General features: G+C 24.6%; 40 protein-coding genes, 2 tRNA genes and 2 pseudogenes. 33 read left to right on the plus strand and 11 right to left on the minus strand.

Translation table 11 applies throughout. The features are described 5' to 3' along the window. Nucleotides 1-124 precede the first annotated feature (124 nt). Entirely contained in the window at nt 125-355 is a 231-nt protein-coding gene (locus LUA84_RS00300) for a 50S ribosomal protein L21e (RefSeq protein ID WP_305836314.1), read from the plus strand. A gap of 208 nt (nt 356-563) precedes the next feature. Here the strand turns inward: LUA84_RS00300 and LUA84_RS00305 are convergent, their stop codons facing one another. After that, entirely contained in the window at nt 564-878 is a 315-nt protein-coding gene (locus LUA84_RS00305) for a hypothetical protein (RefSeq protein WP_231433902.1), read from the minus strand. 522 nt (nt 879-1400) lie between these two features. Here LUA84_RS00305 and LUA84_RS00310 point away from each other — a divergent pair. From LUA84_RS00310 to LUA84_RS00330, 6 genes are all read left to right on the plus strand, one after another. Continuing rightward, entirely contained in the window at nt 1401-1589 is a 189-nt protein-coding gene (locus LUA84_RS00310) for a hypothetical protein (protein WP_231433903.1), read from the plus strand. A 562-nt stretch (nt 1590-2151) separates the two neighbouring features. Continuing rightward, nucleotides 2152-2274, plus strand: a complete 123-nt coding sequence (locus tag LUA84_RS03950; RefSeq protein WP_256443459.1) for a hypothetical protein — start codon at nt 2152-2154, stop codon at nt 2272-2274. Nucleotides 2275-2347: 73 nt separating this feature from the next. After that, the gene (locus LUA84_RS00315) at nt 2348-2842 is read left to right on the plus strand and encodes a hypothetical protein (protein WP_231433904.1); all 495 of its coding nucleotides are present in this window, start codon (nt 2348-2350) and stop codon (nt 2840-2842) included. Between the two features lie 20 nt (nt 2843-2862). Next, nucleotides 2863-3150: a hypothetical protein gene (locus LUA84_RS00320; protein ID WP_231433905.1), complete on the plus strand. Its 288-nt coding sequence runs from the start codon at nt 2863-2865 to the stop codon at nt 3148-3150. 131 nt (nt 3151-3281) lie between these two features. Then, nucleotides 3282-3644 (plus strand): hypothetical protein, encoded by a 363-nt coding sequence (locus LUA84_RS00325; protein WP_231433906.1) that lies wholly within the window; start codon nt 3282-3284, stop codon nt 3642-3644. A 25-nt stretch (nt 3645-3669) separates the two neighbouring features. After that, a complete protein-coding gene (locus LUA84_RS00330; protein ID WP_231433907.1) occupies nt 3670-4149 on the plus strand; it encodes a hypothetical protein in 480 nt (159 codons plus the stop codon). Between the two features lie 654 nt (nt 4150-4803). Here LUA84_RS00330 and LUA84_RS00335 read toward each other — a convergent pair. Both LUA84_RS00335 and LUA84_RS00340 read right to left on the minus strand, forming a co-directional pair. Beyond that, nucleotides 4804-5055, minus strand: coding sequence for a hypothetical protein (locus tag LUA84_RS00335; protein WP_231433908.1), 252 nt, complete (start codon nt 5053-5055; stop codon nt 4804-4806). A gap of 227 nt (nt 5056-5282) precedes the next feature. Beyond that, on the minus strand, nt 5283-5429 hold the full coding sequence (locus LUA84_RS00340) for a hypothetical protein (protein WP_231433909.1): 147 nt from the start codon (nt 5427-5429) through the stop codon (nt 5283-5285). A gap of 1109 nt (nt 5430-6538) precedes the next feature. On the opposite strand from LUA84_RS00340, the gene LUA84_RS00345 reads away from it, so the two are divergent. The 14 genes from LUA84_RS00345 (at nt 6539) to LUA84_RS00410 (ending at nt 12876) form a co-directional block, all read left to right on the plus strand. Then, entirely contained in the window at nt 6539-6808 is a 270-nt protein-coding gene (locus tag LUA84_RS00345; protein WP_231433910.1) for a hypothetical protein, read from the plus strand. Nucleotides 6809-6872: 64 nt separating this feature from the next. Next, nucleotides 6873-7247 (plus strand): hypothetical protein, encoded by a 375-nt coding sequence (locus LUA84_RS00350; RefSeq protein WP_231433911.1) that lies wholly within the window; start codon nt 6873-6875, stop codon nt 7245-7247. Between the two features lie 147 nt (nt 7248-7394). Next, nucleotides 7395-7700, plus strand: coding sequence for a hypothetical protein (locus LUA84_RS00355; RefSeq protein WP_231433912.1), 306 nt, complete (start codon nt 7395-7397; stop codon nt 7698-7700). Nucleotides 7701-8094: 394 nt separating this feature from the next. Beyond that, nucleotides 8095-8253 (plus strand): hypothetical protein, encoded by a 159-nt coding sequence (locus LUA84_RS00360; protein ID WP_231433913.1) that lies wholly within the window; start codon nt 8095-8097, stop codon nt 8251-8253. Between the two features lie 216 nt (nt 8254-8469). After that, nucleotides 8470-8775, plus strand: coding sequence for a hypothetical protein (locus tag LUA84_RS00365; RefSeq protein ID WP_231433914.1), 306 nt, complete (start codon nt 8470-8472; stop codon nt 8773-8775). After that, nucleotides 8732-9136 carry a hypothetical protein gene (locus tag LUA84_RS00370; protein WP_231433915.1) on the plus strand — a complete coding sequence of 135 codons (405 nt, stop codon included), beginning with the start codon at nt 8732-8734 and terminating at the stop codon, nt 9134-9136. Before LUA84_RS00365 ends, LUA84_RS00370 begins: the two co-directional genes overlap by 44 nt. A gap of 225 nt (nt 9137-9361) precedes the next feature. Next, nucleotides 9362-9571, plus strand: coding sequence for a hypothetical protein (locus LUA84_RS00375; RefSeq protein ID WP_231433916.1), 210 nt, complete (start codon nt 9362-9364; stop codon nt 9569-9571). 99 nt (nt 9572-9670) lie between these two features. Beyond that, a complete protein-coding gene (locus LUA84_RS00380; protein ID WP_231433917.1) occupies nt 9671-9925 on the plus strand; it encodes a hypothetical protein in 255 nt (84 codons plus the stop codon). Between the two features lie 376 nt (nt 9926-10301). After that, nucleotides 10302-10445 (plus strand): hypothetical protein, encoded by a 144-nt coding sequence (locus tag LUA84_RS00385; protein ID WP_231433918.1) that lies wholly within the window; start codon nt 10302-10304, stop codon nt 10443-10445. Between the two features lie 7 nt (nt 10446-10452). After that, nucleotides 10453-10815, plus strand: coding sequence for a hypothetical protein (locus LUA84_RS00390; protein ID WP_231433919.1), 363 nt, complete (start codon nt 10453-10455; stop codon nt 10813-10815). Nucleotides 10816-11393: 578 nt separating this feature from the next. Continuing rightward, nucleotides 11394-11645, plus strand: a complete 252-nt coding sequence (locus LUA84_RS00395; RefSeq protein WP_231433920.1) for a hypothetical protein — start codon at nt 11394-11396, stop codon at nt 11643-11645. Nucleotides 11646-11676: 31 nt separating this feature from the next. After that, nucleotides 11677-11862 (plus strand): hypothetical protein, encoded by a 186-nt coding sequence (locus LUA84_RS00400; protein WP_231433921.1) that lies wholly within the window; start codon nt 11677-11679, stop codon nt 11860-11862. Beyond that, nucleotides 11852-12208 carry a hypothetical protein gene (locus LUA84_RS00405; RefSeq protein ID WP_231433922.1) on the plus strand — a complete coding sequence of 119 codons (357 nt, stop codon included), beginning with the start codon at nt 11852-11854 and terminating at the stop codon, nt 12206-12208. The genes LUA84_RS00400 and LUA84_RS00405 overlap by 11 nt, the downstream gene beginning before the upstream one ends. A 434-nt stretch (nt 12209-12642) precedes the next feature. Continuing rightward, nucleotides 12643-12876: a hypothetical protein gene (locus LUA84_RS00410; RefSeq protein WP_231433923.1), complete on the plus strand. Its 234-nt coding sequence runs from the start codon at nt 12643-12645 to the stop codon at nt 12874-12876. Between the two features lie 210 nt (nt 12877-13086). Here LUA84_RS00410 and LUA84_RS03955 read toward each other — a convergent pair whose 3' ends face one another. Next, a complete protein-coding gene (locus LUA84_RS03955) occupies nt 13087-13446 on the minus strand; it encodes a tRNA wybutosine-synthesizing 3 family protein (protein ID WP_256443460.1) in 360 nt (119 codons plus the stop codon). Further along, entirely contained in the window at nt 13409-13756 is a 348-nt protein-coding gene (locus LUA84_RS03960) for a tRNA-wybutosine modification methyltransferase TYW3 (RefSeq protein ID WP_256443461.1), read from the minus strand. The genes LUA84_RS03955 and LUA84_RS03960 overlap by 38 nt, the downstream gene beginning before the upstream one ends. Before the next feature lie 5 nt (nt 13757-13761). On the opposite strand from LUA84_RS03960, the gene LUA84_RS00420 reads away from it, so the two are divergent. Continuing rightward, nucleotides 13762-14022 (plus strand): hypothetical protein, encoded by a 261-nt coding sequence (locus LUA84_RS00420; RefSeq protein WP_231433924.1) that lies wholly within the window; start codon nt 13762-13764, stop codon nt 14020-14022. A 77-nt stretch (nt 14023-14099) separates the two neighbouring features. Further along, on the plus strand, nt 14100-14234 hold the full coding sequence (locus LUA84_RS03965; protein WP_256443462.1) for a hypothetical protein: 135 nt from the start codon (nt 14100-14102) through the stop codon (nt 14232-14234). Here the strand turns inward: LUA84_RS03965 and LUA84_RS00425 are convergent. From LUA84_RS00425 to LUA84_RS00435, 3 genes are read right to left on the minus strand one after another with little or no spacing between them, the layout of a single operon-like run. After that, nucleotides 14231-14461, minus strand: coding sequence for a hypothetical protein (locus LUA84_RS00425; RefSeq protein WP_231433925.1), 231 nt, complete (start codon nt 14459-14461; stop codon nt 14231-14233). The two genes, LUA84_RS03965 and LUA84_RS00425, sit on opposite strands and share 4 nt — an antisense overlap. Before the next feature lie 45 nt (nt 14462-14506). Then, the gene (locus LUA84_RS00430; RefSeq protein WP_231433926.1) at nt 14507-14947 is read right to left on the minus strand and encodes a toprim domain-containing protein; all 441 of its coding nucleotides are present in this window, start codon (nt 14945-14947) and stop codon (nt 14507-14509) included. 2 nt (nt 14948-14949) lie between these two features. Beyond that, entirely contained in the window at nt 14950-15150 is a 201-nt protein-coding gene (locus LUA84_RS00435) for a hypothetical protein (RefSeq protein ID WP_231433927.1), read from the minus strand. A 369-nt stretch (nt 15151-15519) separates the two neighbouring features. Between LUA84_RS00435 and LUA84_RS00440 the strand changes: the two are divergent. The 10 genes and pseudogenes from LUA84_RS00440 (at nt 15520) to LUA84_RS00480 (ending at nt 20586) form a co-directional block, all read left to right on the plus strand. Continuing rightward, nucleotides 15520-16638 (plus strand): annotated as a pseudogene (locus LUA84_RS00440) (fructose 1,6-bisphosphatase). 42 nt (nt 16639-16680) lie between these two features. Beyond that, a complete protein-coding gene (locus LUA84_RS00445; protein WP_231433928.1) occupies nt 16681-16845 on the plus strand; it encodes a 50S ribosomal protein L12 in 165 nt (54 codons plus the stop codon). 18 nt (nt 16846-16863) lie between these two features. Further along, a complete protein-coding gene (locus LUA84_RS03970) occupies nt 16864-16992 on the plus strand; it encodes a hypothetical protein (protein WP_256443463.1) in 129 nt (42 codons plus the stop codon). Between the two features lie 225 nt (nt 16993-17217). Further along, nucleotides 17218-17532, plus strand: a complete 315-nt coding sequence (locus LUA84_RS00450; protein WP_231433929.1) for a hypothetical protein — start codon at nt 17218-17220, stop codon at nt 17530-17532. Between the two features lie 86 nt (nt 17533-17618). Then, the gene (locus LUA84_RS00455; protein ID WP_231433930.1) at nt 17619-17888 is read left to right on the plus strand and encodes a hypothetical protein; all 270 of its coding nucleotides are present in this window, start codon (nt 17619-17621) and stop codon (nt 17886-17888) included. Between the two features lie 307 nt (nt 17889-18195). After that, nucleotides 18196-18429: an alanine--tRNA ligase-related protein gene (locus LUA84_RS00460; RefSeq protein WP_231433931.1), complete on the plus strand. Its 234-nt coding sequence runs from the start codon at nt 18196-18198 to the stop codon at nt 18427-18429. A gap of 284 nt (nt 18430-18713) precedes the next feature. Next, nucleotides 18714-19124 (plus strand): alanine--tRNA ligase-related protein, encoded by a 411-nt coding sequence (locus LUA84_RS00465; protein WP_231433932.1) that lies wholly within the window; start codon nt 18714-18716, stop codon nt 19122-19124. Next, entirely contained in the window at nt 19075-19326 is a 252-nt protein-coding gene (locus LUA84_RS00470; RefSeq protein ID WP_231433933.1) for an alanine--tRNA ligase-related protein, read from the plus strand. The genes LUA84_RS00465 and LUA84_RS00470 overlap by 50 nt, the downstream gene beginning before the upstream one ends. A gap of 445 nt (nt 19327-19771) precedes the next feature. Further along, nucleotides 19772-20494: a hypothetical protein gene (locus LUA84_RS00475; protein ID WP_231433934.1), complete on the plus strand. Its 723-nt coding sequence runs from the start codon at nt 19772-19774 to the stop codon at nt 20492-20494. Between the two features lie 9 nt (nt 20495-20503). Beyond that, a tRNA-Leu gene (locus tag LUA84_RS00480) sits at nt 20504-20586 on the plus strand. A 675-nt stretch (nt 20587-21261) separates the two neighbouring features. Here LUA84_RS00480 and LUA84_RS00485 read toward each other — a convergent pair. The 3 genes and pseudogenes from LUA84_RS00485 to trmY all read right to left on the minus strand — a co-directional run bounded on the left by LUA84_RS00485 (nt 21262) and on the right by trmY (nt 22448). Beyond that, a tRNA-Arg gene (locus LUA84_RS00485) sits at nt 21262-21336 on the minus strand. A gap of 8 nt (nt 21337-21344) precedes the next feature. Further along, nucleotides 21345-21590 (minus strand): hypothetical protein, encoded by a 246-nt coding sequence (locus LUA84_RS00490; protein WP_231433935.1) that lies wholly within the window; start codon nt 21588-21590, stop codon nt 21345-21347. Between the two features lie 285 nt (nt 21591-21875). Then, nucleotides 21876-22448, minus strand: a pseudogene (gene trmY, locus LUA84_RS00495) (tRNA (pseudouridine(54)-N(1))-methyltransferase TrmY). Nucleotides 22449-22670: the final 222 nt, after the last annotated feature.

Here is a 22670-nt window from a genome sequence, read left to right on the forward strand (position 1 = left end):
TTTAAAAATATATCATGAACTTTAAATTTAATGACTGNAAGAAAGGGGAAGGGTTCTAGAAGAAAAACAAGGGATTGAAATATCATTACATATAAGGGAACATGGTAAAATAAAGATAAGGAAAATATTACAAGAATTCAATATAAATGATAAAGTTGTAATAAAGATTGATCCATCATATAATAAAACAATGCCTCATCCAAAATATCATGGAATGGTTGGAACAATTATAGGAAAAAGGGGGGAATGTTATGAAGTTTTAGTAAATGATAAAGGAAAAGAAAAAATGATAATTGTTCATCCAGCACATTTAGAAAAATTTAAGGAACAAGTTTCTCCTGTTCAATCTTCTTAGTTATATGATTTAAAATAATATCCCTTAATTTTATCATATCATCCTTTTTCATTAATTAATTAATTGTTAAACTTACACTTTTATTTAATAAAAATGTTAGGAGTATATATTTTTATTGTATATAATTTTCTAATTTTCTCATATAAACTCTGATATATTTCTATATTATTTATATATGAATTCATTATTGATCTTAATATTTTCATTTTCAATCAATTATTAATCTTTTATTTGTAAATATTATATAATAGTTCTTTGCCTTTTCATAATATTTTAATGCAATATAATATACAATTGAAGTAATAAAAAATAATAAAAATAAGGATAATATATTTGGGTTATAATATTCTGAAATTAAGAATGTAACAAAATATATAGAAAAAATTAAATATAATGGAAATGATGATCTTAATGAATATATTGATGGATTATAATTAATAGTAAATAATGGACCTTCATTTTCCAATTTTATTTTTTCATTTATTTTTTCTTTTTCAAATGATAAATAATAATCTCCTTTCATTTTTGTTTATTTATTCAAAAATTTATAAATATTGTTTTTTATTTATTTTTATGGATCTAAACTTTGATAAAAGGTTATTATGATAAATAATATTCTCAATAATAGGTTTAATTATATATATTTAATTATCATATGTTGTTTTAATAAATAGCTCATTACCATTATTTTGTTCTATTAATAATACCCCAATAAATTGTGAAAATGTAATAAGAAGTCCATATTCAAAATTGTTTGGAATACCTAGAAATATATGTAATTTAATATATCATAATTGATATATTTTTGATATTATTATTGTATAAGAAAATGTTTAAGATAATTTATAATTTATTATATAGATTAATTGTTATTATATTTGTAATATTTTCATTATATAGTAATGTTATTTTTAATTCATTCAATATGTTTATATTGTTCTACAGTGGATGGAATATTGATTATCAATTTTGGGATAATTTTATATTATTATAAAAAGAAAGTTTTCGAATAAAATTTATAATTGATAAGATTTTTTAGATATATATGAAAAATATTATAGCAATAGATATGGAAATAATTATAGTTATTATGTTAGTTATTTTAGTTTTGGCAGTTTTGTTTGGATATAAAATATTTTTAGGTGGAAATAATACAGCAAATGAGTCAATTAATTTTCTTAATAACAGCTTTAAAAATATTACAAATCAATCAATTTCAAATATAATAAAATGAGGGGGAGTATTTTTGATGATCTTATGCTATTTATAGGATATTATCTTCCAATATTTTTATAGCTCTTGCAGGAGTTATATTTATTTTAACTTCAATATATAAATTCTATCATATTAATAATCCATCTCAATATTATATTTCAATAATGAACCAAAATAGTCAAAACAATCANAATAGTAATCAGAATACAATAAATTCAACAATTATGGTAAATATTTATTATCAGAATGGATTGAATAAATATTATGTTCCATCATTTATTGAAAATCTAAGTAATTGGAGTATATTTTATAATATTACAAATACCTATAGTAGTAGTAGGAGTAATTAATCTCAGATAAATCCTCCGAATATAACAAATATACATTCAACATCATTTGATATAAGTTCATCATATAATGTTGAATTAGAATCTATAATTAATCTATCAAAAAATAACTTTTGAAGGAAATAATGTTATATATACGTATAATGAAACTACATATGAATGTAAAATTGTTGGAAATAATGTTTTAGAATATCAGCCAGGTAGTTTTGCATTTTTTGTATATTATGTGAACCAGTGTCAGGAAATAGTCCAAGTATACAATATTACTATTTAAGTGAACCTGAATATATAAATATAAGTCCAGTAATATCTTTATTAGGAAATTCTTATCCAAATACTCAATATTCATATTATTGAGTAAAATAATGTAGAAATAGTTAATGGAACATATTCTGGCTATTCTTTATCAAATAGTAATGGAGGATATTCTATGGAAGATTTCCAAAATATATTAGTTACAATTGGTCCTCCTTTAAGTAATTATATAAATAATACTCCATATGTTGGGGATAATGTAGTATTTTTAGATAATTATGATGGTAAATATTATGCATTACCTTCATGGTATGCTGGTCAAGATAGTGAGGGAAATTATTATTTCTTTATTAATCTATTAAATATTCCTTCATTATATAATAGTAATTTTGGTTGTAATATTATATCAATATTTGTTGGATTTAGTAATGAAAGTCTATTACCATATTTAAATGGAACAATTGGTGGTGATCCTTATGCATTAAATTCATCCCATCCGGCTTCAGCAGTTGAATATGATAATGGATTAAATGTATTTCCTATATATGTTAACTTTTATCCATATTATAAAACAAAAGGTGAAAGAATGGAAGAAACATCAGCAGGAGTATGTAATAATGGATATGCTGTTTCGAAAATATTCAATTTAATAATGTATTACCTCGTATAATAATATAAGTATTTATGTAAATGGAACAAATATTATTCCACAAATTATCGCTAACTGGAGAATTAGAAGGATTAATGATGGATAAAAGAACATGGCAAGGATCATATGCATTAATTACATCAAATGTTTTACAAAAGACTTTTAATCAATTATCTCAATCACAAAATGGATTGGGATTACAAACATTTGCATATTTTTCTGGAATACCCTGGGAAGATACTCCAGGTACTGTTACAACTCCATATGTTTCAGCTGCTATACTATTATCTATATTAGTTATAATAATCAATTCCAAGCTGATACAGTAAATGATTATAATTATAAAGATTCAACAACGAACTGTATACATGGTCTTAGAGGATGTGCTCCTGTAGGAAATCAAAATATAGGAATAAATGTTGGGGGTGATACATATTTACCACTTAATTTCCCAATATTTATGTATGAATATGCATGGGCATTTGGTGGTCCAGGTCCAGGCTATTCTTCAGGATATTATGTTGGAATATTGCAATATAGTGATACATTAGGATTAGGATATTTCTTAACTACTCAATATACAAATAATCTAAATCCAAGTGGATATTATGATTATTATTATTCAGGATCTGGTTGGAGTTGTGGTACAACTTGTTATCTCACTGGTGGTCTAACTGGTTGGAATCTCAATTATTATTTCTTAGAAGATAATAATGGAAAGATATACGGACAAAATGGAGGATCAAATTATTTTCCCTTTATGCCACCAGATCAACAAAATAATGATTTTTATTCTCCAATATGGTGTATTTTGGCTGTATAATTGGTTCCAGCCAGAAAATAATAATATGAAAATAATATTCTTAATCAATGGAAACATTTTCAATTATTCTCTTGCTTCAGAACCATATAGTTGGAATGGGGGAAGTGCGTATGCAATACCACCAAAACCACCTGGAACAATTTTTTGCTCTGTTGAAGATGATAAATGTGAACCTTTATTTGTACAATCATACATAAATGCATATAATACAGCGTTTAATCAATCCTATAATCTTCAAAATGCTTTATATAAATATAGCTATTTTGCTCCAAGTAGTATAAATAATAACACTTTTATACCTGGAACTTTTGGATATCATGAAGAATATAATATTATTATAAGTCACTTGCAAGATGATTCAAGCGTATATACAGGAACCCCCTATTTATTTGTTTCAGCAGGTTCGGGAGGAGGTTCGGGTATTTATGTATCTAAACTGGATAATTGTAACGTATGGAGTTCCTTATGTTATAAGACATATCTTAAAAATATTGCTAAAAATTAACTGGGTATATTATATGTTTGATTTGGAACATAAAAATTGTTGAAAGATGAACCAGCAATATGTCCAATTGCTCCGTAAGGAATTATTGTTTTGTTAGGTAGTGCTAGTACATATCCTCCAGCGATATCTATACTGCTATATTGTTGATATNAGTTTGTTTCATAAACCAATGTTCCTGTTACATTTGCCCAATCATATACTGGTGAGTTTCCTGGTATTACTGCTGCGTATGTTCCTGGTGTATTCATTGCCGCTNNGAAGTTGGGTACCCATTTATCATATGTATAGAATCCTGCAATGTTCGCTGGGTTGAGTCTATTTGCCTCTATTATATAATATGTCTGTCCATTTATTATTGCCTGCTCAACTGGCACCTTACCCTTAATTACATATAAATCCTTTAAGGGGTCATATGGTTGATGATTTATTGGATCAGTTGCTCCAACAAATTGATTATTTAGTTGAACTATTTGATTATGATTATTAATTATTGTACTTGCATACTGTCCATTCCATATTACGTCATGTAATGTTGTTCCATTGTTTAATATTAAATCACCTACAGGATTTGTGTGACCATTATAATTTATTGTTTGACCGTTTGGTACAAATGCTTCATAACCATTTTGAGATCCTAAATATTGTATATGTTCATTATGTGAAGGTAATGCATGTATTCCAAATAATGCAACTCGTATCAGCAGCAGCAGTAGCAATAACACCAATTTCTATTGATGCATATTTTGCAGCTATACCTCTACGACCACCAAGTCTTCCTTCTAAATATGATCCTACTGAAAGTGAAGCTCTTGTATAAGGAGATAATGATAATGCATAACCTGCTATTACTGGCCCATATTCTTTTAAATATTCTTTAATTTTTCCAATACTTTTTATATTTCTCATTAAAATAGTATCTAAAGTNNCAGGCTCTTGCATATAATATACTTTTAATAAAGTTTTAAAAAGATAATTATACTTATAATTATCAAATAAACAAACCTTTTTATAAAAATTTTATAAATATTTTTAATATCCTAATCTAAAAAAGCTAATACAAAATAATAAACACTACAACACCAACTATTATTAAAATAATAACCCAAATTGGTATTGNNNNAAACAAAGATTTATTAGATGTTGTAGTTATACTCTGGTATTGAACTATATGAAGATGTATTAGAAGTTGATGAAGTTGATGTGGTAGGAATATTATTTATATTATTGGTAGTAGTTGTAGTAGATTGCCTTATTTGATAAGGTAATGGTGTTATTGCCATATATATTGAACCTTGTCCATTTGAAATATTATTTAATCCAAACCATGCTAAATAAGGATTATTATTTGAAATTGTTGCTCTTGCAATTATTGTAAATTGAGTTGTATAATTAACAATTGATTGTTATTCTGTACCATTCCAATAATATACACTTAATAAACCAGGTCTCCATGCAATTTAACATATCCATTATTCCATGATTTGTGGAAGATCAACTGTTCATATATTGGTAAATTAAATGTCAAATTTTGATTAATTGTTAATACTCCATTATAAAATTGATATAATGAATTACCAACAAAGCCAATATCCGTTGCACTTAAAAATTCAATATTTCCATTATTCATGTTTACTAAAGCATAAGTACCATTTAGAAATTGAACAGCTACAAGACCATTATTTGCACTTAAAATACCAGCAATACCTGGAATATTTAAGGATTTAATAACATTACCTGAAAGTGTTAATTCTTCAAGTATTTTCTTATTATATGTAAGGGATAATGTAGGTTCATAAACTAAATATATATAATTTCCATCAGTACCATAACTCATTTCCTTCACGCTTGTTGTTAAATTAATAACAGGTCCCCAAACATTATTATTTAATATTGAAGCTTGAAGAAGAATTGTTAAATTATTGCAACTATAACTTCCAATTGGCACACCAGCCCATAGCATCATTAATGATCCATTNTTTAATTCAACTAATGCTGGACTAGCTTCTCCCAAATCATTAAAATTTGGTAAAGGTGCATTCATTTCTTCAGTTCCATTAAATACTAAACCATTAATAGTTGCAATTGATGATTTCAATTCTGTATAATAAATATAAACAAGTACCTTTATAACTAGTTATTGAAAACCCATAACCAAATCTAGAATTATTAGTTATTATAATAATTGATGTATTTGTATATTGTTGGCCATTTAAATTTGTTTGTGCCTATTATTGGTGTACCTAACATTATCAAAGATAATATAAAAATAATAGCTATTGCCTTAAATTTATTTTTCATATAATTTTCTATTATTATTTATTTTTAAGTATTAAGGTTATTGAAAATTTGCTATAAAAAATTAATAAAATCCAAAATTTTTATAAATGATATGAAATCAATAAGCGATAGTGTAATAGAACTTATTATTGTAATTATTAAAATAATATTTGTAATATTAGTTTTCTTTAATGTATTAAAAGGTCTTAGTTATGCAGGTAGACCAACGCCATCGTTTGGATATGCATTATCAGGAAGTATAAGTTTTATGGTAAATCCAATAGCACAGGGAATAGCCGATGCTTCAACAATTGCAAATGATGTATTAATAGGAATTATTGCTGCTACGGCTGAGGCTGGTATAGTTAAAGGAGTATTATGAAAATTATAATGCGAATATAGAATATTTAGAGAGTATAGGATTTAGTGAAGAAGATATACAGAATATGGATTTGAAAGATCTGTTATTTGAGGATCTTCAGAATGGAGGATCTGCATTAGGTCCTATTGCGAAAGATGTTATAAATTCATATAGAACAGTATTTTTAAATCCTTTAGGTGGTGGTTTATTATTTGGAACTATTGGTTTAGATTTATCATCTGAATCTTTAAATAATTTAGCTCATGCATTACAAGGACCAATTTTATATTATTTAGTTTCAGAAGGTTTAGTAGTTGTGAATTTGAGTAATATAGGTGGTTCCCAGATAAATGAAATGCTTAATGATTTAAATCAATCATATGTAAATAATATAGAACAACAGCAATTTGCAGTAATCCAACATCATCAGCATGTCAAAATTTATATGCAACATATTTAGTTGCAAAATATTTATCCTTTACATATGGAGAAACACTGGGACAAAGTGTAACTATAGCAAGGAAATCATAATGAATATGTATTATTATTATTTGACTATAATAGTACATATAATGTTACATTAAATGATGTTTTATGTATGCTGGAAATGATGAAATATTATAATTATATTCCATTGGAAGTTATGTATGGACATAAGGTAATAGCAAATAGTACTAATAATATCGCCTGTCAGATTTTAAGCAATGTAAATAGTAGTTTAATGTCAGAAAATCCACAAGATTCAAATAATGTATATAATAAACTATTAGTAAACTCTTTAGAAATAAATAACAGCAGTGGTAAACCTTATCTATTAAGTTCAACTAAAAACAACCCTTCACCAAATCAAGTTACAATTATTCCAGGTAATCTAACATTACCTGAATGGTATAATAATAGAATATACATATGAGGGAGGAAATAGGGTAATTCTATTAACATCAATTTCTGGGGGAAGTTAGTTTATAAATTACAAAGTTTTTAGATTTATAATGGAAACTGGAGAACTTTTAAAGATAATCCTAGCATTAATATTTATTGTACTAATATTAATATTTGTTTTTGTCATATTGGGACAAGAAATAGGGCTAAATATAAAATATTTGCAAACTATCCATCTAATAAGAGGAAATGGATAAAAGAAACTCAATTAGAAACATTTTTAATAGCAATATACTTCTTTATAGTTGCTTTAGTATTGTTAGTAATATTTATGTACTTTTATTTCAAAGGTGGAGTAAANTTATTTAAAAGCATAAATCAAACAAATGGCACAAATGTTGTAAATAGCATAAATAGTAATAACTATGGCTGATAATGCAATAAATTTTATAAGATTTTTAATTATTGCAATAGTAATAATAATTTTAGCAATATTATTTTATTATTATATAGTAAATAATTCTATGCAGGTAAATGTAACAAGTGTTGGGTATAAAGTATTAAATCAATCTGGATTAGGATAATAAGAAAGGGGATTCTCTTATTAAAATAATTTTTGATATAATAGTATTAATTGTATTGGTAGTTTTAATATATAATATTATTACGGCACTTATTGGATTATCTATGGGGAAAGATTTTGAATATATCGGATATTTAAATTCAATTCTGATGCTATAAATAATAATGCTACTGGACAGATATTTATAGATAATTATGATTATAATTATGTTTTTGTATTGACATATAACACTGGATGGTATTTACAATTATATCATTGTTTTCCTCCGAACGTTGTTGTAGGTCTTTTATCTGTTAAATTAGTATATTGGAATGTTTCTACAACAGATAATGGAAAAACTATCATATTTGCACCAGCATTAGCATTTTGTAAATTAATAAAACAAAGATCATTGGATAATGTAAATGAAAGAAATATAAACATAAACGGATTAAATGATAATGCAGGTTTATTAGCATATTCTGAGAATAGTAATTTAAATGTTTTTGACCTTTTTTATAAATGTAATAATAAATACTGTTAGAATGCTTCAAATACCATCATCAATGGTTCTTACTATAATAAATGATACAAATATAACATGTAATAGTAATAGATGTACGTTTATGTCAACAATTAATGAAAATAGTAATACATATGAAGAAAGTAGTAATATATATTGTTCTCCATATTCAAATATGAATTCAAATAGTTTAACATATAATCCATCGGTATGTGTTGAATTATCAGGATTTCCACAAAATGCTGAAGTACAGCTTAGTAATATAGAAGGTGAAATAGTAGATGCTGCTACATTAGGAAGTCTCTTTCTGGGGGTAGATTTTCCAATATTATTATTAGCAGGTTCTATTACCACCAACAGTAATGTATATAGATGTAAATAGTAATGATGGAACGGCAGATATTAATATATATATAGGAGAAACTGTTTCATAGTATGGATGATGAATTATTAGATTCAACAATAGCATCAATATTTTTAATAATTGTATCGTTAATAGGAATATATTTTCCATATATCTGTTACAAGAATATTTGGTACTCATAATCCTTATTTAATATTAGAAGTTGCTGGTTTTATTACATATTCAACATCAGAACCTGGAAATATGAGTGCAGCATTTTTAGTAACTAATGGACCAACCTTTTTCTATGAATTTAGGATAATTCCTCCTATACAATCATCCACTCTGTTTATTCCTTTATATAATAATAATGATTTTTTAGTTAGTATTGGAGTATGCTATGTACGTGATTTATGGCAACAACTTGCAGATGATGCACTAAATTCTTTTATAGCTGAAGGACTTTCATATTAACCATGATTAAAGAGTTTTGGTTCAACAAAATCTATAATAGAAGTTTTAAATGGCATATCTAAAAACATACAGCAATTGCTAAACAAGCATTAATAAATTTTGGCATTGCATATACTTCATATACAAACAATCTGCATAATTGAATATTCATATGGAAATCATAATATATGGGGAGATATTTTTAATGCATTGCAATCTTCAGTAGGGCCTTCTTTATGGGCTGCTGGAGAAGCTACTATAATGCAAGTTGTAGATATGGTATTAGATGAAACTTTACCACTTCCAGCCGATTTTGTAGCTGGTTTTGCATTTAATATGGCATTTTCCTCAGCAATCACTTTAATACAATATTAGCAAGCTACAACAAATCCATATACATATTGTTATTATAATCAATTTATAAGTCAAGGTAAAACTTTTTTTGGTCTACTTCCAAATGGTAAATATACAGTATATCAACCATATTTAACATTATCAATATATTATAAGCCAAATTTCACATTTTATAATGGATGTTATGGTAATGATAATGATTATTATTTATGTAATACAAGCTTTACATATATCTATATTTCAACTGAAGAATCAGAAGATAATAGTCTTGTAAATCAGTTGAAGGAAATATAAATAATGAGGGTCAAGAAGAATTTCCAGAGTTTATTGTTATATCAAAGGTTGGTGTAGAATATGGAGGCCCATATCTAAATATATCAGTATTATCTTCTGAAACATGAGATCATTATCCTTAAAAGATATAATTGAAAATATAGCTGCTGCAGTTGTTATAATATTTACATTTTTTATTGTAGCAATATTATATGCGTTTTTTAATATTGAATCATATTTCAGAATATACTTATCAGCAATTTACTAATAGTTTATTGATTGATAGATTAAATTTTTGTTTATATGAAAATACAGGAAATCCATTATTATTATTTTATGCTCCAAATTTGCAGATTATTAATGAATATAATAATACATATCAACAATGTTTCATGAATGTATCTGGAACACTTTATTATTATAATAATCAAACAAATCAATCAGATCAAGTTAACTATACATATCTAAATTTTTCTTATGATGATTATATATATTTCTTTTTCTATGATATTAACAATATAAATAACTCATATTCTTATGATCCATATAACCTTAGTTTTGAAAATGATATAAATGTAAATCCAAATTATAATGCATATAATATTAATAATGTTAGTTATCATATGATGGAAGTTTAGCATCTTTAGATAAGTTTTTAATCAATTATTTCAATAATTATAGTTTATATATATTTAATGAAACAGAAAATGCATATGAAAACTATCAAATTATAAATAATACTGCAATATATTATGATTATGCAGATGGGGATTATTATAGTGAAATATATATACAACCAATAGCTTCATATTATATTACTTTACCAGAATTTGATAGTGCAGAACCTGTAATAGTATCTTTATATGGATTAGGACAATCTTTATATGAATGGAATATATAATGAAACATGTAATACGATTGCCGGAGGCCAAATAAATANNTCTTCTTGTCAAATTAATTAAAGTACAATGAAAATACAAATTGGTTTCTTTTTATCATTTATCATACAATATTAATTATTATAAGTAGTATCCTTTATATTTATTTTTGGTATATTTTCATATGGAAATCCAACACTAAATAATATTGCAGATTTAAATACTGTTGGTATTTAATATAAATCTGCAAATGGTTTTTTGGATTCTTTAATTTACTTTGATGATGGTAACTAGTTCCTGTAATAGATATATATGCAGGGTTTTATAATGATACAGAATTGAATAAATTTATAATAAATGAGTTGGTAAATGATGAATTATATTATTTAAATAATTCAGCTACAATTTTATCGTTCTATTTAAATAATTATTCAGTTATTGGAGTATGCCCAAATAAAGAATATATACCTTATAATGTTTATTTAGATGGTAACTTCGATACATTCTATGTTTGTCCGCCAACAGTATTATATAATTTTTATGTAAATTACAGTTATAATATATATAGTTCATCTAATCAATTAACTTAAAGTTAATAATTTTAAAATTCATTGATTTTATATGAAAACATCTTTAGCACCATTAGCATTATTAATAGGAGTAATAATTTTAGTTCTCTTTGGTATCTATTATTTAAATTCTCAGATGGAACTTTCAACTCAATCTTTAAAATATTTAAGTGAAGATTATATTGCATATCAGGGATTTTTATATTTATTATTTGTTTATATTCCATTTGATATCTAGATATAATTTAATAAATAATCTTTTAACAAATATTTTTTACCCTGTTTATAATCAGGTTTATGTATTTGAAAATAGTATTCCATATTATTATTATTACTCTTGTGAAATTCCTTTTTTATTTAAATACAATATAAGTAATCCTATAATTTATCCTGTTTATACTATTGGAAATAATTATTATATAAATTATTCATTATGTGTTCCAATAATTCCTTTAGATAATTTTAGTGATAAAAATAATAATATTTTTTATAGTGTTGCAAATACAGTAGAGAAAAATTTAAACGAAGAAATTGGAATTTTAAATTTTAAATATGCAAATTTTCCACATAGGTTTTTATTATGACAGTTGTATTAATAGTTTTGTATTATCAAATCCTCAATATTCTTTCTTTGTATTAAGCAAATATGAAAGAAATTTATCTTTTCCTCAATTAAATAATCGAATAGATTATTCAGTATACCCATTTTTATTATATTATAATGAATTAATTGATTATTTATATAATCAAACATTTCAATTCATATATTATAATTTAGCAAATCAATCACATTATATATATTTATATCAAAATTCGTATTCTAATGAAACAGTTGGTGATAATTTATACTTAGATTTGTCGTTTAATAATCCCTATTATATGTTCTGGATTTTATACATCTCAACCTATACCATCAGAATATCCAGGCATTACAAATGTAACAATTGTAATACCATGTGAATCTGTTGGACAGATCGTAAATAATCAATGTATTAAAAATGATACATATAGTGAATATATGAATGAATGCTTATATTCAAATATAAAAAATATATTGTTAAATTATCAATCATATAATATAAATAAAGAGAATATATTCAATGAACATTGGTATAACATAACGAGTGTAAATATGAGTAATGAAGAAAATGTAGAAGTTAATAAAAGTTTTGTTGAAAATATATTAGAAAATTATACATATTATACTGACGGATATTATCCAGCTCTTCAACACCTGTACATCTTCAAATAAATTATAGTAATGTTAGTTGTTCTATATATAATGAAACATTACAATTTGGACCATATAAATATTATTCTAATTGTTCATCAGCACAAGACTATTTATCGAATTTATGTATAATTGAACACACATGCTATGCAGTGAAAGCACACGGATATTCAGGAGTTTATTTTTTTAATGCTATTTGTTTTGTTCCAGAAACAAGTATAAATAATCAATTTACATACAATTACTATTTATATGAATTTTTAGAAATAAATAATGAAACAATAAATGATTATTGCGATAATTTATATTGTTATATAATAGGATAAAAGTATTTTTATAAAATATATCTATCCTTTTTCTTACATTCTTGAATTTTTCATTTGCTTCTTTTACTAAATTATAAAAATATTCTTTGCTTACTAATAATTTTCTATTTTTTGATACAATTGTTTCAATTTTTTCATTTCCAACAATTTCAACCATTACTCTTTTATCGTTTATTAAAAATATTCCAGAATGTTTAAATCCAGATTTTCTTGCAATATTTAATAATTCATATGCTTTTTCTATATTTTTTGAAGATACATGCAAAATAAATGGTTCTTGATTTAAAGTATATTTTTTCATCATAATTTTTATATACTTCTAACAATTTATTCCATATATAATAGAAAATTACATAATAATGTGATTTAAATAAAAATTCTGCATCGAATTTTTTTCCACTTTTTGGTATTTTTAATAAAATTATCCTGCCCGCACATGAAGATGTTGTAAAAAAGAAATCTAATGAATTAATAAGATCTAAGATATGGTATATTGGTTGATCTGCTAAATATTTTTCCTTAGCTTCTTCAAGTTTTCTCATATGATATATTTTTAATTTATTAAATTCATCCATATATTATGGATAAAGAAAAGATAATATTAAATATATTATTCCTAGCATTTTCTATACCAGTAATTTATCTAATATATTATTCATATTCAACATATTTTAGTGAAAATAAGATGGTAAATCCTGAAAATATATATAATTTATACATATCAAACTTTACTGTAAGTGGAGATTATTTTTCTTTTAATGTAAATAATCCAAACAATAATTCTGTTGAAATATATTTTTCATATTTAGGATTAAGAAATTCAATTAAACATCATCAATAATTACTTCTGGAAATTTTTTACAAAATATATATATAATACAACCAGGTAATCATATTACATTACAATATAATTTTGAATTGGATGAACAAACAAGATTGACAATTATTCAATGGGAAAAACTTGGTGGAATTTTATATTTAACATTATATTATTCATCTGTAGGAAATAATTCTGTTAATGGAATAATAAATTATCAAATAGAAAAAAGCTAGACTTTATCAAGATCGCTTATTGTAAATATCTTTACTTTATTGCTACTCTTTTGTATACTATCTATACATAATATATATTTTATACTTGTACTTTTTTCTATTTCTTCTAATAGTTCTCTTGTTAATATTCCATCCTTTACGATACAAGCTAGATTATTATGTTTCAATATTGTTTCATCCAATTTATCTACAGGTACTTTATTTAATATATTGAAGTTTTCATCCAATAATAAAGCCTGATCAGTTTTAAATAAATCAGTCTATATATGGTTTTAATTTTTGTAATATTGAACTTTTATTCTTTTTTCACTCCTAATATTTTTTATGTCCTCAATATTTCCTTCTAATTTTTCATAATATGCCCTAATTTGATCAAATGATATCTTATTCTTTAATGCCTTTAATATTTCTTTTCCAGATAATTCTTCAACTTCTCTTCCAGGTTCTGGTTTTGCTACAAAATCAATATCAACACCACTTAGCATGCATTCTTTTACTAATAAGTCTCCACCTCTATCTCCATCAAAGAATGTTGTTAAAATTTTTTTCTTTGATAAATCAACTATTGTTTTTGGAACATTTAATCCATTCAATGCTATTACATTTGTAATTCCATATCTTAAATGATTTAATACATCTGCTCTTCCTTCTACTAATATTATTTCTTCAGATTTATCTACTATCGGGTCCTGCAGGTAATTTTTCAGGTCCATATTCAATTAAATGTTTTCATATTATGCGAATATTCTAAATATAATAGTAATTCTTTTGGATCTGGTAATTCTTCATTTATTAATTTTCCTAATAATTCTCTAGCTCTTTCCAATATTTGTTGTACTTTTGTTTTTCTTATATCTTCTATTTTTTGTACTTTTATTGTTGCATCTAGTTGTCCTATCCTTGTTACAGTTCTCAAATGTTGCTGCAATTAATGCAGTTTCAGATCTATTTAAACTTGTTGGTATCCTAATTTCTCCAATTGTTTTATCATTTTCTACCTTAAGATCTACATCTATTCTTCCAACTTTTCCAGATCTTTGAAATTTCCTTAAATCCATTTCTGATCCTAATAGTCCCTCTGTTTGCCCAAATATTTGGTGCTATTACAGTCTGATTTTCTCAACTACTCCATCAATATATACTGATGCATGTATCATATACTTTATCTAAGGTGGTGTAGGCTTTCCATTATTAAATATTTTTAGGAAAGGTATTTAACTATTGAAATTTTTATACCTCCAGGTGGTATAATAATACTATAAAAAATGAAATCAAAATTTATTATATGACATCATCAGAAAAAATAACAATAAGTGTTCTAAAAGCTGATTTAAGAAGTTTAGTTGGAAATTCAACAATTCCAGAAATATTTGAAGAAACAGCTTCAGATATATTAGATAAATATAAGGGGGAAAAAATATTTGATTATTTTGTATCTCATGTTGGGGATGATTTAAATTTAATAATATTGCATAATAAAGGGGAAAATAATAGGGAAATACATCAAATTGCATTTGAAACATTTAAGAAAAATTGCTGAAATTGCAAAAGAAATGAATTTATATGGTGCAGGGTTGATTTATTAAAAAATGAATTTACAGGTTCATTAATTGGAATGGGACCTGGAGTTGCAGAAATGGAATTTACATTAAGATCTTCAGAATCAATAATTGTATTTGCTGCAGATAAAACAGAATCTGGAGCATTTAATAATCCTTTATTCCAAATGTTTGCAAATCCATTTAATACACCAGGTTTGGTAATTGATCCTGATATGAGACCTGGATTTAGATCTGAAGTATGGGATCTATATAATCATAAAAGAATATATCTGCATTCTCCAGAAGAAATTTATGATTTATTATTACTAATTGGAACATCTGAAAGATTTGCTATAAAAAGGGTATATCCAAGATCTGATAAATATCCAAAGGATGAACCTGTGGCAGTTTCTTCAAAAGAAAGATTATATGAAGAGGCTGGAAGATATGCTGGAAAAGATGATCCAGTAATGATTGTAAGAGCTCAAAAAGGATTTCCAGCTGTTGGAGAAATATTAGAAGCATTTTCATTTCCATATATGGTAAATGGATGGATGAGGGGATCATATTGGGGTCCTTTATTACCTGTAAGTTTAAAAAATGCGAGAGCAACAAGATTTGATGGTCCTCCAAGGGTAATTGCATTGGGATTTCAAGTAAAAAAAGATAAATTATATGGACCAGAAGATATGTTTGATGATCCAGCAATTGATTATACAAGAAATAAAGCATTAGAAATTGCAGATTACATAAGAAGACATGGTCCATTTGAACCACATAGGGTATCCTATGAATATCTATTAACAACTACAGTAAACCCCATATTAGATAAACTAATTCAAAGATTTGAGGATATAAAGTAAGGAAGGTATTATTTTTAAATATATTTTTTTTAACAATAATAAATGGGTCTTGAATATATATATGCAGTCTGGCTATTGCATGAAGCTAAAAAAGAAATAAATGCAGATAATATAAAGAAGGTATTAACATCAGTAGGAATAGAACCAAATCATGCAATGATAAATGCTGTATTAGCAAGTTACAGGGAGTTGATTTGGATAAAATAAAGGAAGAATCATTATCATTTGCTCCAGCACAGCCTGACTGACAGAGCAAACCCAGAGCAAAAGAAAGAAGAAAAACAAGAAAATAAGGCAGAAGAAAAGAAAGAAGAGCAAGCATTAGAAGGTTTATCATCGTTGTTTGGTTTCTAAAATTTATAAATTTCTATATATAATTTTATTTTAAGGTGACTGATTCAGATAAGATTTATAGGGGCATTATCTTGGCAAAAAAGGAATTGATTAAGTTGGGAGAGGAGAAGGAAAATTAATATTCTAGAAAGAAAGCATTATATAAGGAAAGAAAGGAATTACTGGAAAAATTGAAAGAATTGAGAAGTTAAGAAAGAAGAATATAGTAAAGTATTAGATAATTTAATGGAAGAAAGAAAAAAAACATTAGAAAAGTTAGAAGAATTAAAGAAAAAATTGGATGAGATAAAACAAGCAAGAAAAGATATATTTAAGAATAAAGATATTGCAAAAGATATAGGTAAATATAAAAAAGAGTTGGAAACATTAGAGTATGTTTTACAGACTGAAGTTTTATCATATTCCCAAGAAAAGAAAATTTGGAACAGAATAAAATATTTAAGAAAACTTTTAGGTAAATATGAAGAAATATCTTCTGTTTTACAAGAAATTGATAAATTAAAAGAAGAATATAATGCTTATAATCTAAATTATCAATAATAGGTCAAAATATTAGAAAAAATATCGATGAAAGAAAGGTTATAAAAGAACAAATAAAACAAATAAAGGAGAGATTAACACAGATAATGGATAAATATAATAAACTTAAAGAACAAATAAAACAAATAAAAGATAGAATAAGAGAGCTTGAAGATAAATTAAATGAAGATTTACAAAGATATATAAGTAAGAGATTACAAAAACAAACAATTGAAATATCAGATGAGGAAAAGAATAAAATAATTGAAGAATATTCAAAGATACAACAAAAAATTATGAATGGTTCTGAGCTATCAATGGATGAAATATTAGTAATGCAAAAATATGAATTATTAAAGAAAAGGAGTGCAATCTAATTATGAAAAATTATATCCAAAAAGATCTTTAGAAAGTCTGGGTTTATTTAGAAAAAAATCTAAAATTGGTGGGAGATATTTTTGGACTTCTGATAAAAATAGAGAAATTGTGGAGATCATGAAAATTATGGTTTTATAAATAATCCTGTTGGAAAAAAATTGGAATATAAAGAAGTATGGGAAAGCTTTTCAAAATATTTAAATAAAAGGGGAAATGCAATAATAAATAGATATCCTGTTGTAGCAAGATGGGAGAGATGATATAGATTTTGTAAATGCATCAATTGCAGATTTTCAGCCATGGATTGTGGAAGGATATACAGAGCCTCCTTCAAAAAAATTAACTGTTCCTGCATTTTGTTTAAGATTCAATGATGTAAGAAATGTTGGATTGACTCGAAGACATTATACTGGTTTTGTAATGATTGGACAACATGCATTTGTAAGACCTGAAGAATATGATATGAATCAATATTTCTTAGATCTATATTATTGGTTTGAAGATAATAATTTTCCAATGAATGAATTTATATTGTCATGAAGATAAATGGGAAGGTGGAGGAAATGGTGGTACATCAATTGAATTCTTTATAAGGGGTTTAGAAGTTGCAAACNAGGTATATATGCAATATAAAATTATTAATAATGAATGGATAGAATTGGATAAATTAAAAGTTTTAGATATGGGAATGGGACGAGAAAGGGTTTCAGGGATCACAAATGGTACAAGTGCATCATATGATAATGTATTTCCAAAAACAATAAAATTCATTTTGAGTTAATATAAAATATGAAATTGATTTAGATTTATTATCAAAAATTTCAATGTATTCTTCATTATTTGATTTTGAAAAAAATGATATAAAATCTTTTGAAGAATTTTTAAAGGAAAAAGGAATTGATCCAAAGAATAATATTGAAATAATGAGGGCAATATATTCAATTTCAAATCATATTAGATCATCAAATATTGCAATATCTGTTGGAGCATTACCTTCAAATATTGGTGGAAATTATAATTTAAGATTGATTGCAAGAAGGATGTTTTATTTTATTGATAAATATTTTGAAATAAATGATATAGAAGATTTTTTGAGAAAATTATTAATAAAAATTTCTGAAGATTGGTATGAAGAAAAATTAAAGGGAAATATAAATGAAATTGTTGATATATTAAAATATGAATATGAGAAATATTGTAGAAGTAAAGAAAAATGCCCAAAAAATTTTAAATAATTTAAAAAATATTGATACAAAGAAAATATTTGAATTATATACATCATATGGAATTTCTTTAGAAATTATAGAAGATATAAATCCAAATATAAAAATAAATAGAGAAGAATTAAATAAATTAATTGAAGAACATAAAGAAAAATCTAAAAAAGTAAAAAAGGAAGAAAAATTAAATTTAAAATTAAATTATCCAGAAACATGATAAACCATTTTATGAATCATGGAAAAAATATTATGAAATTGGAAAATTAATAGGAATAGAAAATAAACATTCTAAATTTGATAGAACTGTATTTTATCCAACAAAAGGTGGTCAGGTAAATGATACTGGATATAGTTTAATTTAGATGAAATAAAAAATTATTCAAAGGAAATTTTGAATAAGTATGATTTCCCATATTATGTAAAAGAAATATTAAAAGTATTATTTAAATGGTAATAAAATTGAAGGATTTGAAAATTATTTTGCAAAAGTTATCGATGTAATTGAACTATGAAAAAATAATATTACACAAAATAGATAGAAAACATTAATTGGCATAGAAATTCAAATGTTTTACAGAATTACTTGTATAAAGATAGAAGATATAGAATATCAAGGCATCATACTGCAACACATATTTTACATAAAGTTTTAAGAAAAATATATGGAAATCATATATGCGCAGGCTGGAGCCGAAAAAAACGAATATGAAGGAAAATTGGATGTTACTCACTATAAGGTACCTTCATATAATGAAATAAAATTAATTGAAAGAGAATTAAATAAAATAATATTGGAAGGAAGGAAAAAAAATAAATTTTATTTATTAAGAAATGAGGCTGAAGAAAAATATGGATTTACAATATATCAGGGAGGATTCATACCACAAACAAAATTAAGAATTGTTGAAATAGAAAATACAGATGTTGAAGCATGTCTAGGAACACATTTAGATAATACATTAGAAATTGGATTAGTAAAAATAAAAAGTGTAGAAAAAATTGCAGATGGATTAATAAGGTTTAGATTTGTTGCTGGTGATAGGGTTATAGAAGAATTTGAAGATTATGAGGAAAAAATTTTGGATATAAAAAATAAGTATAATATTGACATAAATAATTTAAATAATTATATTGAGAAAATAAGTAAAGAAAGGGATGAATATAATAAAAAATTAAATATAATATTGGAAGAATATATTAAAAACAATATAAAGGATGGAAAATTATATGTAGAAACTAATTTATATGTTTCAGATAGAATAAAATATATTTTAAAGTATAAAGATTTAATAAATGATATTAATTTAAAGTGTAAAGATGGAATTATTAATTTAAAAGAAGGGGAAAAGAAAGTTGATAAATTTTATAAAAAGAAAGTAAATTAATTTTTATAAGCGGCGGTGCCCGAGAGGTCAAAGGGGGTCGGTTTAGGTCCGATTGGATAAGATCCGCCAGGGGTTCAAATCCCTCCGCCGCATTATAAATATTTACATATATATATCGAGTATTTTAATCTCTTTAGGGGTTATTTTAGATTTTTTGCAAACGTTTTCTCCATTAATAATAATATACCAACCAATTCTTTTCATTCCGGTTTTTTCTATAATTTTTGGATTTATGAAATTATTTTTAATAAAAGCAATTATATCATCTAATTTAGCTTTTTTTAGATTTATAATATAAGATCTTGGCTTTATATCTTTATTAAAAGTATCAGTTCCACAGAAACCTATAACATTCATCTCTTTTAGTTTATCTTTTTCTCCATAAATTGTTATATCTGATGTAATAATTAAGTTATTTAAANGTACATAGAGTGGTANNTCTCTTGTATATCCTATAGCTAAAGAAAAGTTACCATCAAGCGGGATGGGATGACTATATGTTCCATATGGTGGGGTAGGTATTATGATTACTTCAGGATAATATATATCTTTTCCTTCTTTATTTTTATATATTTCTAATATTTTCATAATACCCCTTTTTGTTTTAAAAGTATAAAATTTAGATTCATCATAAAATTTAGAGTCATCAGGAAATGACTGTGCATATATTTTATATGAGCTTATGCCTTCTCTTTCTATTTTGTAAACTCTTGGATTAAGTAATAAATCTTCTAGCATATATTATCAAATAGGAACAAAAATTTATATGGACCCGCGGGGATTCGAACCCCGGACCTCTCGGACCGCAACCGAGAATTCTGTCCATGCTGAACTACGGGTCCTATATATATTATATCTTTGGTAGTATTAAATTTCCAAATTTTTCATATTTATTCAATTTAAAGAATAAACCGGCTAAATAGGATAAATATGCATCATAAATATCTTTATATTTAAATACATTTGAAAAATATTGATATTTCAATTTTAATATTTTTTCTACAGCTCTTGGAAATGTTTCATATACTTCTATATTCTTATTAATTTCTATTATTTTACTTTTTAATAAATTAGCCCTTTCATATAGTAATTTCATTGATTTTAAAGATAATGGTAATGGTTTAAATCCATATTTATATCATAATTTTTCTTCTATTCTATATGGATATTCATAGCTTAAAGGAGCATCAATAAATATATATTTGAACTTTTCGTTTACTATTAAATCTTAATATTTCTTCATTTTTATTTAATATTCCAAAGGTTGGTTTTTTAGTTAAAGTAAAAATATCCAGTTCTATTATTTTCCTTTGCAGATAGATCTAAACCAAGTATCATTCCCTATAAACAAATTTATATGAAGTATCATCATATATCCTTTTCAAAATTCATTTAATCTAAATAATATATTTAATATTACAATAACTTGTGATGAAATATAATTAATATCCCCTAAAGAAATTTTTATTACATCATTTTCTATTTTTTTCTTTATATCTTTTGGTATTCCTAATAAATCTCCAATAATAAATACTGGATTTTCAATTTTAACATTTTCAATAAATTTTTCATCCTTATCTAATAAATATATATTCTTTCCATTATTTTTATATTCATTTAATAAATCGAAGAAATCAATTTTATCAACATATATACCTGGAAATGATTTTTAATATTCTTTTTATTATATTTTTTTAATGATATTGATAATAATGGTAGATATATCCTTTTTTGACCATGGAGTATTTATATCAGATTCTATTCTTATTAATCTAGGAGGAACTGGCTTTCCATTTAAATATAGATCAAATCTAATATTTTTTCTTAATCCATTTGATACAAAAAAGGCATGTATAATTGAATTAATTGCAATATCTAATCTTCCAGAATAATATATATTTTTAAAATTTCCGTCGGTTCTTATTGTATTTGAATAAAAAATAAATGTTCTCATAAGTCAAATTTTAAATAAAATCTTATAAAAAATGAGATAATAATAAAATCATATGAAAAAACTAAAATTATTTGCATTATTGATCTTAATATTTAATTTTTTAATATATATTCGCAAAATTATTCACCAACATTATTTAATATTCCAATAAATTCAATAAATGTAAATCAATTAAATCTGTATAATTTAGGACAAGGGTCTTATGGTTATTTTTATATTTTA

Source organism: Candidatus Nanopusillus massiliensis (genome assembly GCF_920984865.1).

Excerpts from the sequence above, each read along its gene's own strand:
- LUA84_RS00305 (WP_231433902.1), bottom strand. The coding sequence starts at position 878 with ATGAAAGGAGATTATTATTTATCATTTGAAAAAGAAAAAATAAATGAA.
- LUA84_RS00310 (WP_231433903.1), top strand. The coding sequence starts at position 1,401 with ATGAAAAATATTATAGCAATAGATATGGAAATAATTATAGTTATTATG.
- LUA84_RS00315 (WP_231433904.1), top strand. The coding sequence starts at position 2,348 with ATGGAAGATTTCCAAAATATATTAGTTACAATTGGTCCTCCTTTAAGT.
- LUA84_RS00320 (WP_231433905.1), top strand. The coding sequence starts at position 2,863 with ATGGAACAAATATTATTCCACAAATTATCGCTAACTGGAGAATTAGAA.
- LUA84_RS00325 (WP_231433906.1), top strand. The coding sequence starts at position 3,282 with ATGTATGAATATGCATGGGCATTTGGTGGTCCAGGTCCAGGCTATTCT.
- LUA84_RS00330 (WP_231433907.1), top strand. The coding sequence starts at position 3,670 with ATGAAAATAATATTCTTAATCAATGGAAACATTTTCAATTATTCTCTT.
- LUA84_RS00335 (WP_231433908.1), bottom strand. The coding sequence starts at position 5,055 with ATGAGAAATATAAAAAGTATTGGAAAAATTAAAGAATATTTAAAAGAA.
- LUA84_RS00340 (WP_231433909.1), bottom strand. The coding sequence starts at position 5,429 with ATGGCAATAACACCATTACCTTATCAAATAAGGCAATCTACTACAACT.
- LUA84_RS00345 (WP_231433910.1), top strand. The coding sequence starts at position 6,539 with ATGAAATCAATAAGCGATAGTGTAATAGAACTTATTATTGTAATTATT.
- LUA84_RS00350 (WP_231433911.1), top strand. The coding sequence starts at position 6,873 with ATGGATTTGAAAGATCTGTTATTTGAGGATCTTCAGAATGGAGGATCT.
- LUA84_RS00355 (WP_231433912.1), top strand. The coding sequence starts at position 7,395 with ATGATGAAATATTATAATTATATTCCATTGGAAGTTATGTATGGACAT.
- LUA84_RS00360 (WP_231433913.1), top strand. The coding sequence starts at position 8,095 with ATGGCTGATAATGCAATAAATTTTATAAGATTTTTAATTATTGCAATA.
- LUA84_RS00370 (WP_231433915.1), top strand. The coding sequence starts at position 8,732 with ATGTTTTTGACCTTTTTTATAAATGTAATAATAAATACTGTTAGAATG.
- LUA84_RS00375 (WP_231433916.1), top strand. The coding sequence starts at position 9,362 with ATGAGTGCAGCATTTTTAGTAACTAATGGACCAACCTTTTTCTATGAA.
- LUA84_RS00385 (WP_231433918.1), top strand. The coding sequence starts at position 10,302 with ATGAGATCATTATCCTTAAAAGATATAATTGAAAATATAGCTGCTGCA.
- LUA84_RS00400 (WP_231433921.1), top strand. The coding sequence starts at position 11,677 with ATGAAAACATCTTTAGCACCATTAGCATTATTAATAGGAGTAATAATT.
- LUA84_RS00410 (WP_231433923.1), top strand. The coding sequence starts at position 12,643 with ATGAATGAATGCTTATATTCAAATATAAAAAATATATTGTTAAATTAT.
- LUA84_RS03960 (WP_256443461.1), bottom strand. The coding sequence starts at position 13,756 with ATGGATGAATTTAATAAATTAAAAATATATCATATGAGAAAACTTGAA.
- LUA84_RS00420 (WP_231433924.1), top strand. The coding sequence starts at position 13,762 with ATGGATAAAGAAAAGATAATATTAAATATATTATTCCTAGCATTTTCT.
- LUA84_RS00430 (WP_231433926.1), bottom strand. The coding sequence starts at position 14,947 with ATGGACCTGAAAAATTACCTGCAGGACCCGATAGTAGATAAATCTGAA.
- LUA84_RS00445 (WP_231433928.1), top strand. The coding sequence starts at position 16,681 with ATGGGTCTTGAATATATATATGCAGTCTGGCTATTGCATGAAGCTAAA.
- LUA84_RS00450 (WP_231433929.1), top strand. The coding sequence starts at position 17,218 with ATGGAAGAAAGAAAAAAAACATTAGAAAAGTTAGAAGAATTAAAGAAA.
- LUA84_RS00455 (WP_231433930.1), top strand. The coding sequence starts at position 17,619 with ATGGATAAATATAATAAACTTAAAGAACAAATAAAACAAATAAAAGAT.
- LUA84_RS00465 (WP_231433932.1), top strand. The coding sequence starts at position 18,714 with ATGTATTCTTCATTATTTGATTTTGAAAAAAATGATATAAAATCTTTT.
- LUA84_RS00470 (WP_231433933.1), top strand. The coding sequence starts at position 19,075 with ATGAGAAATATTGTAGAAGTAAAGAAAAATGCCCAAAAAATTTTAAAT.
- LUA84_RS00475 (WP_231433934.1), top strand. The coding sequence starts at position 19,772 with ATGGAAATCATATATGCGCAGGCTGGAGCCGAAAAAAACGAATATGAA.
- LUA84_RS00490 (WP_231433935.1), bottom strand. The coding sequence starts at position 21,590 with ATGAAATTACTATATGAAAGGGCTAATTTATTAAAAAGTAAAATAATA.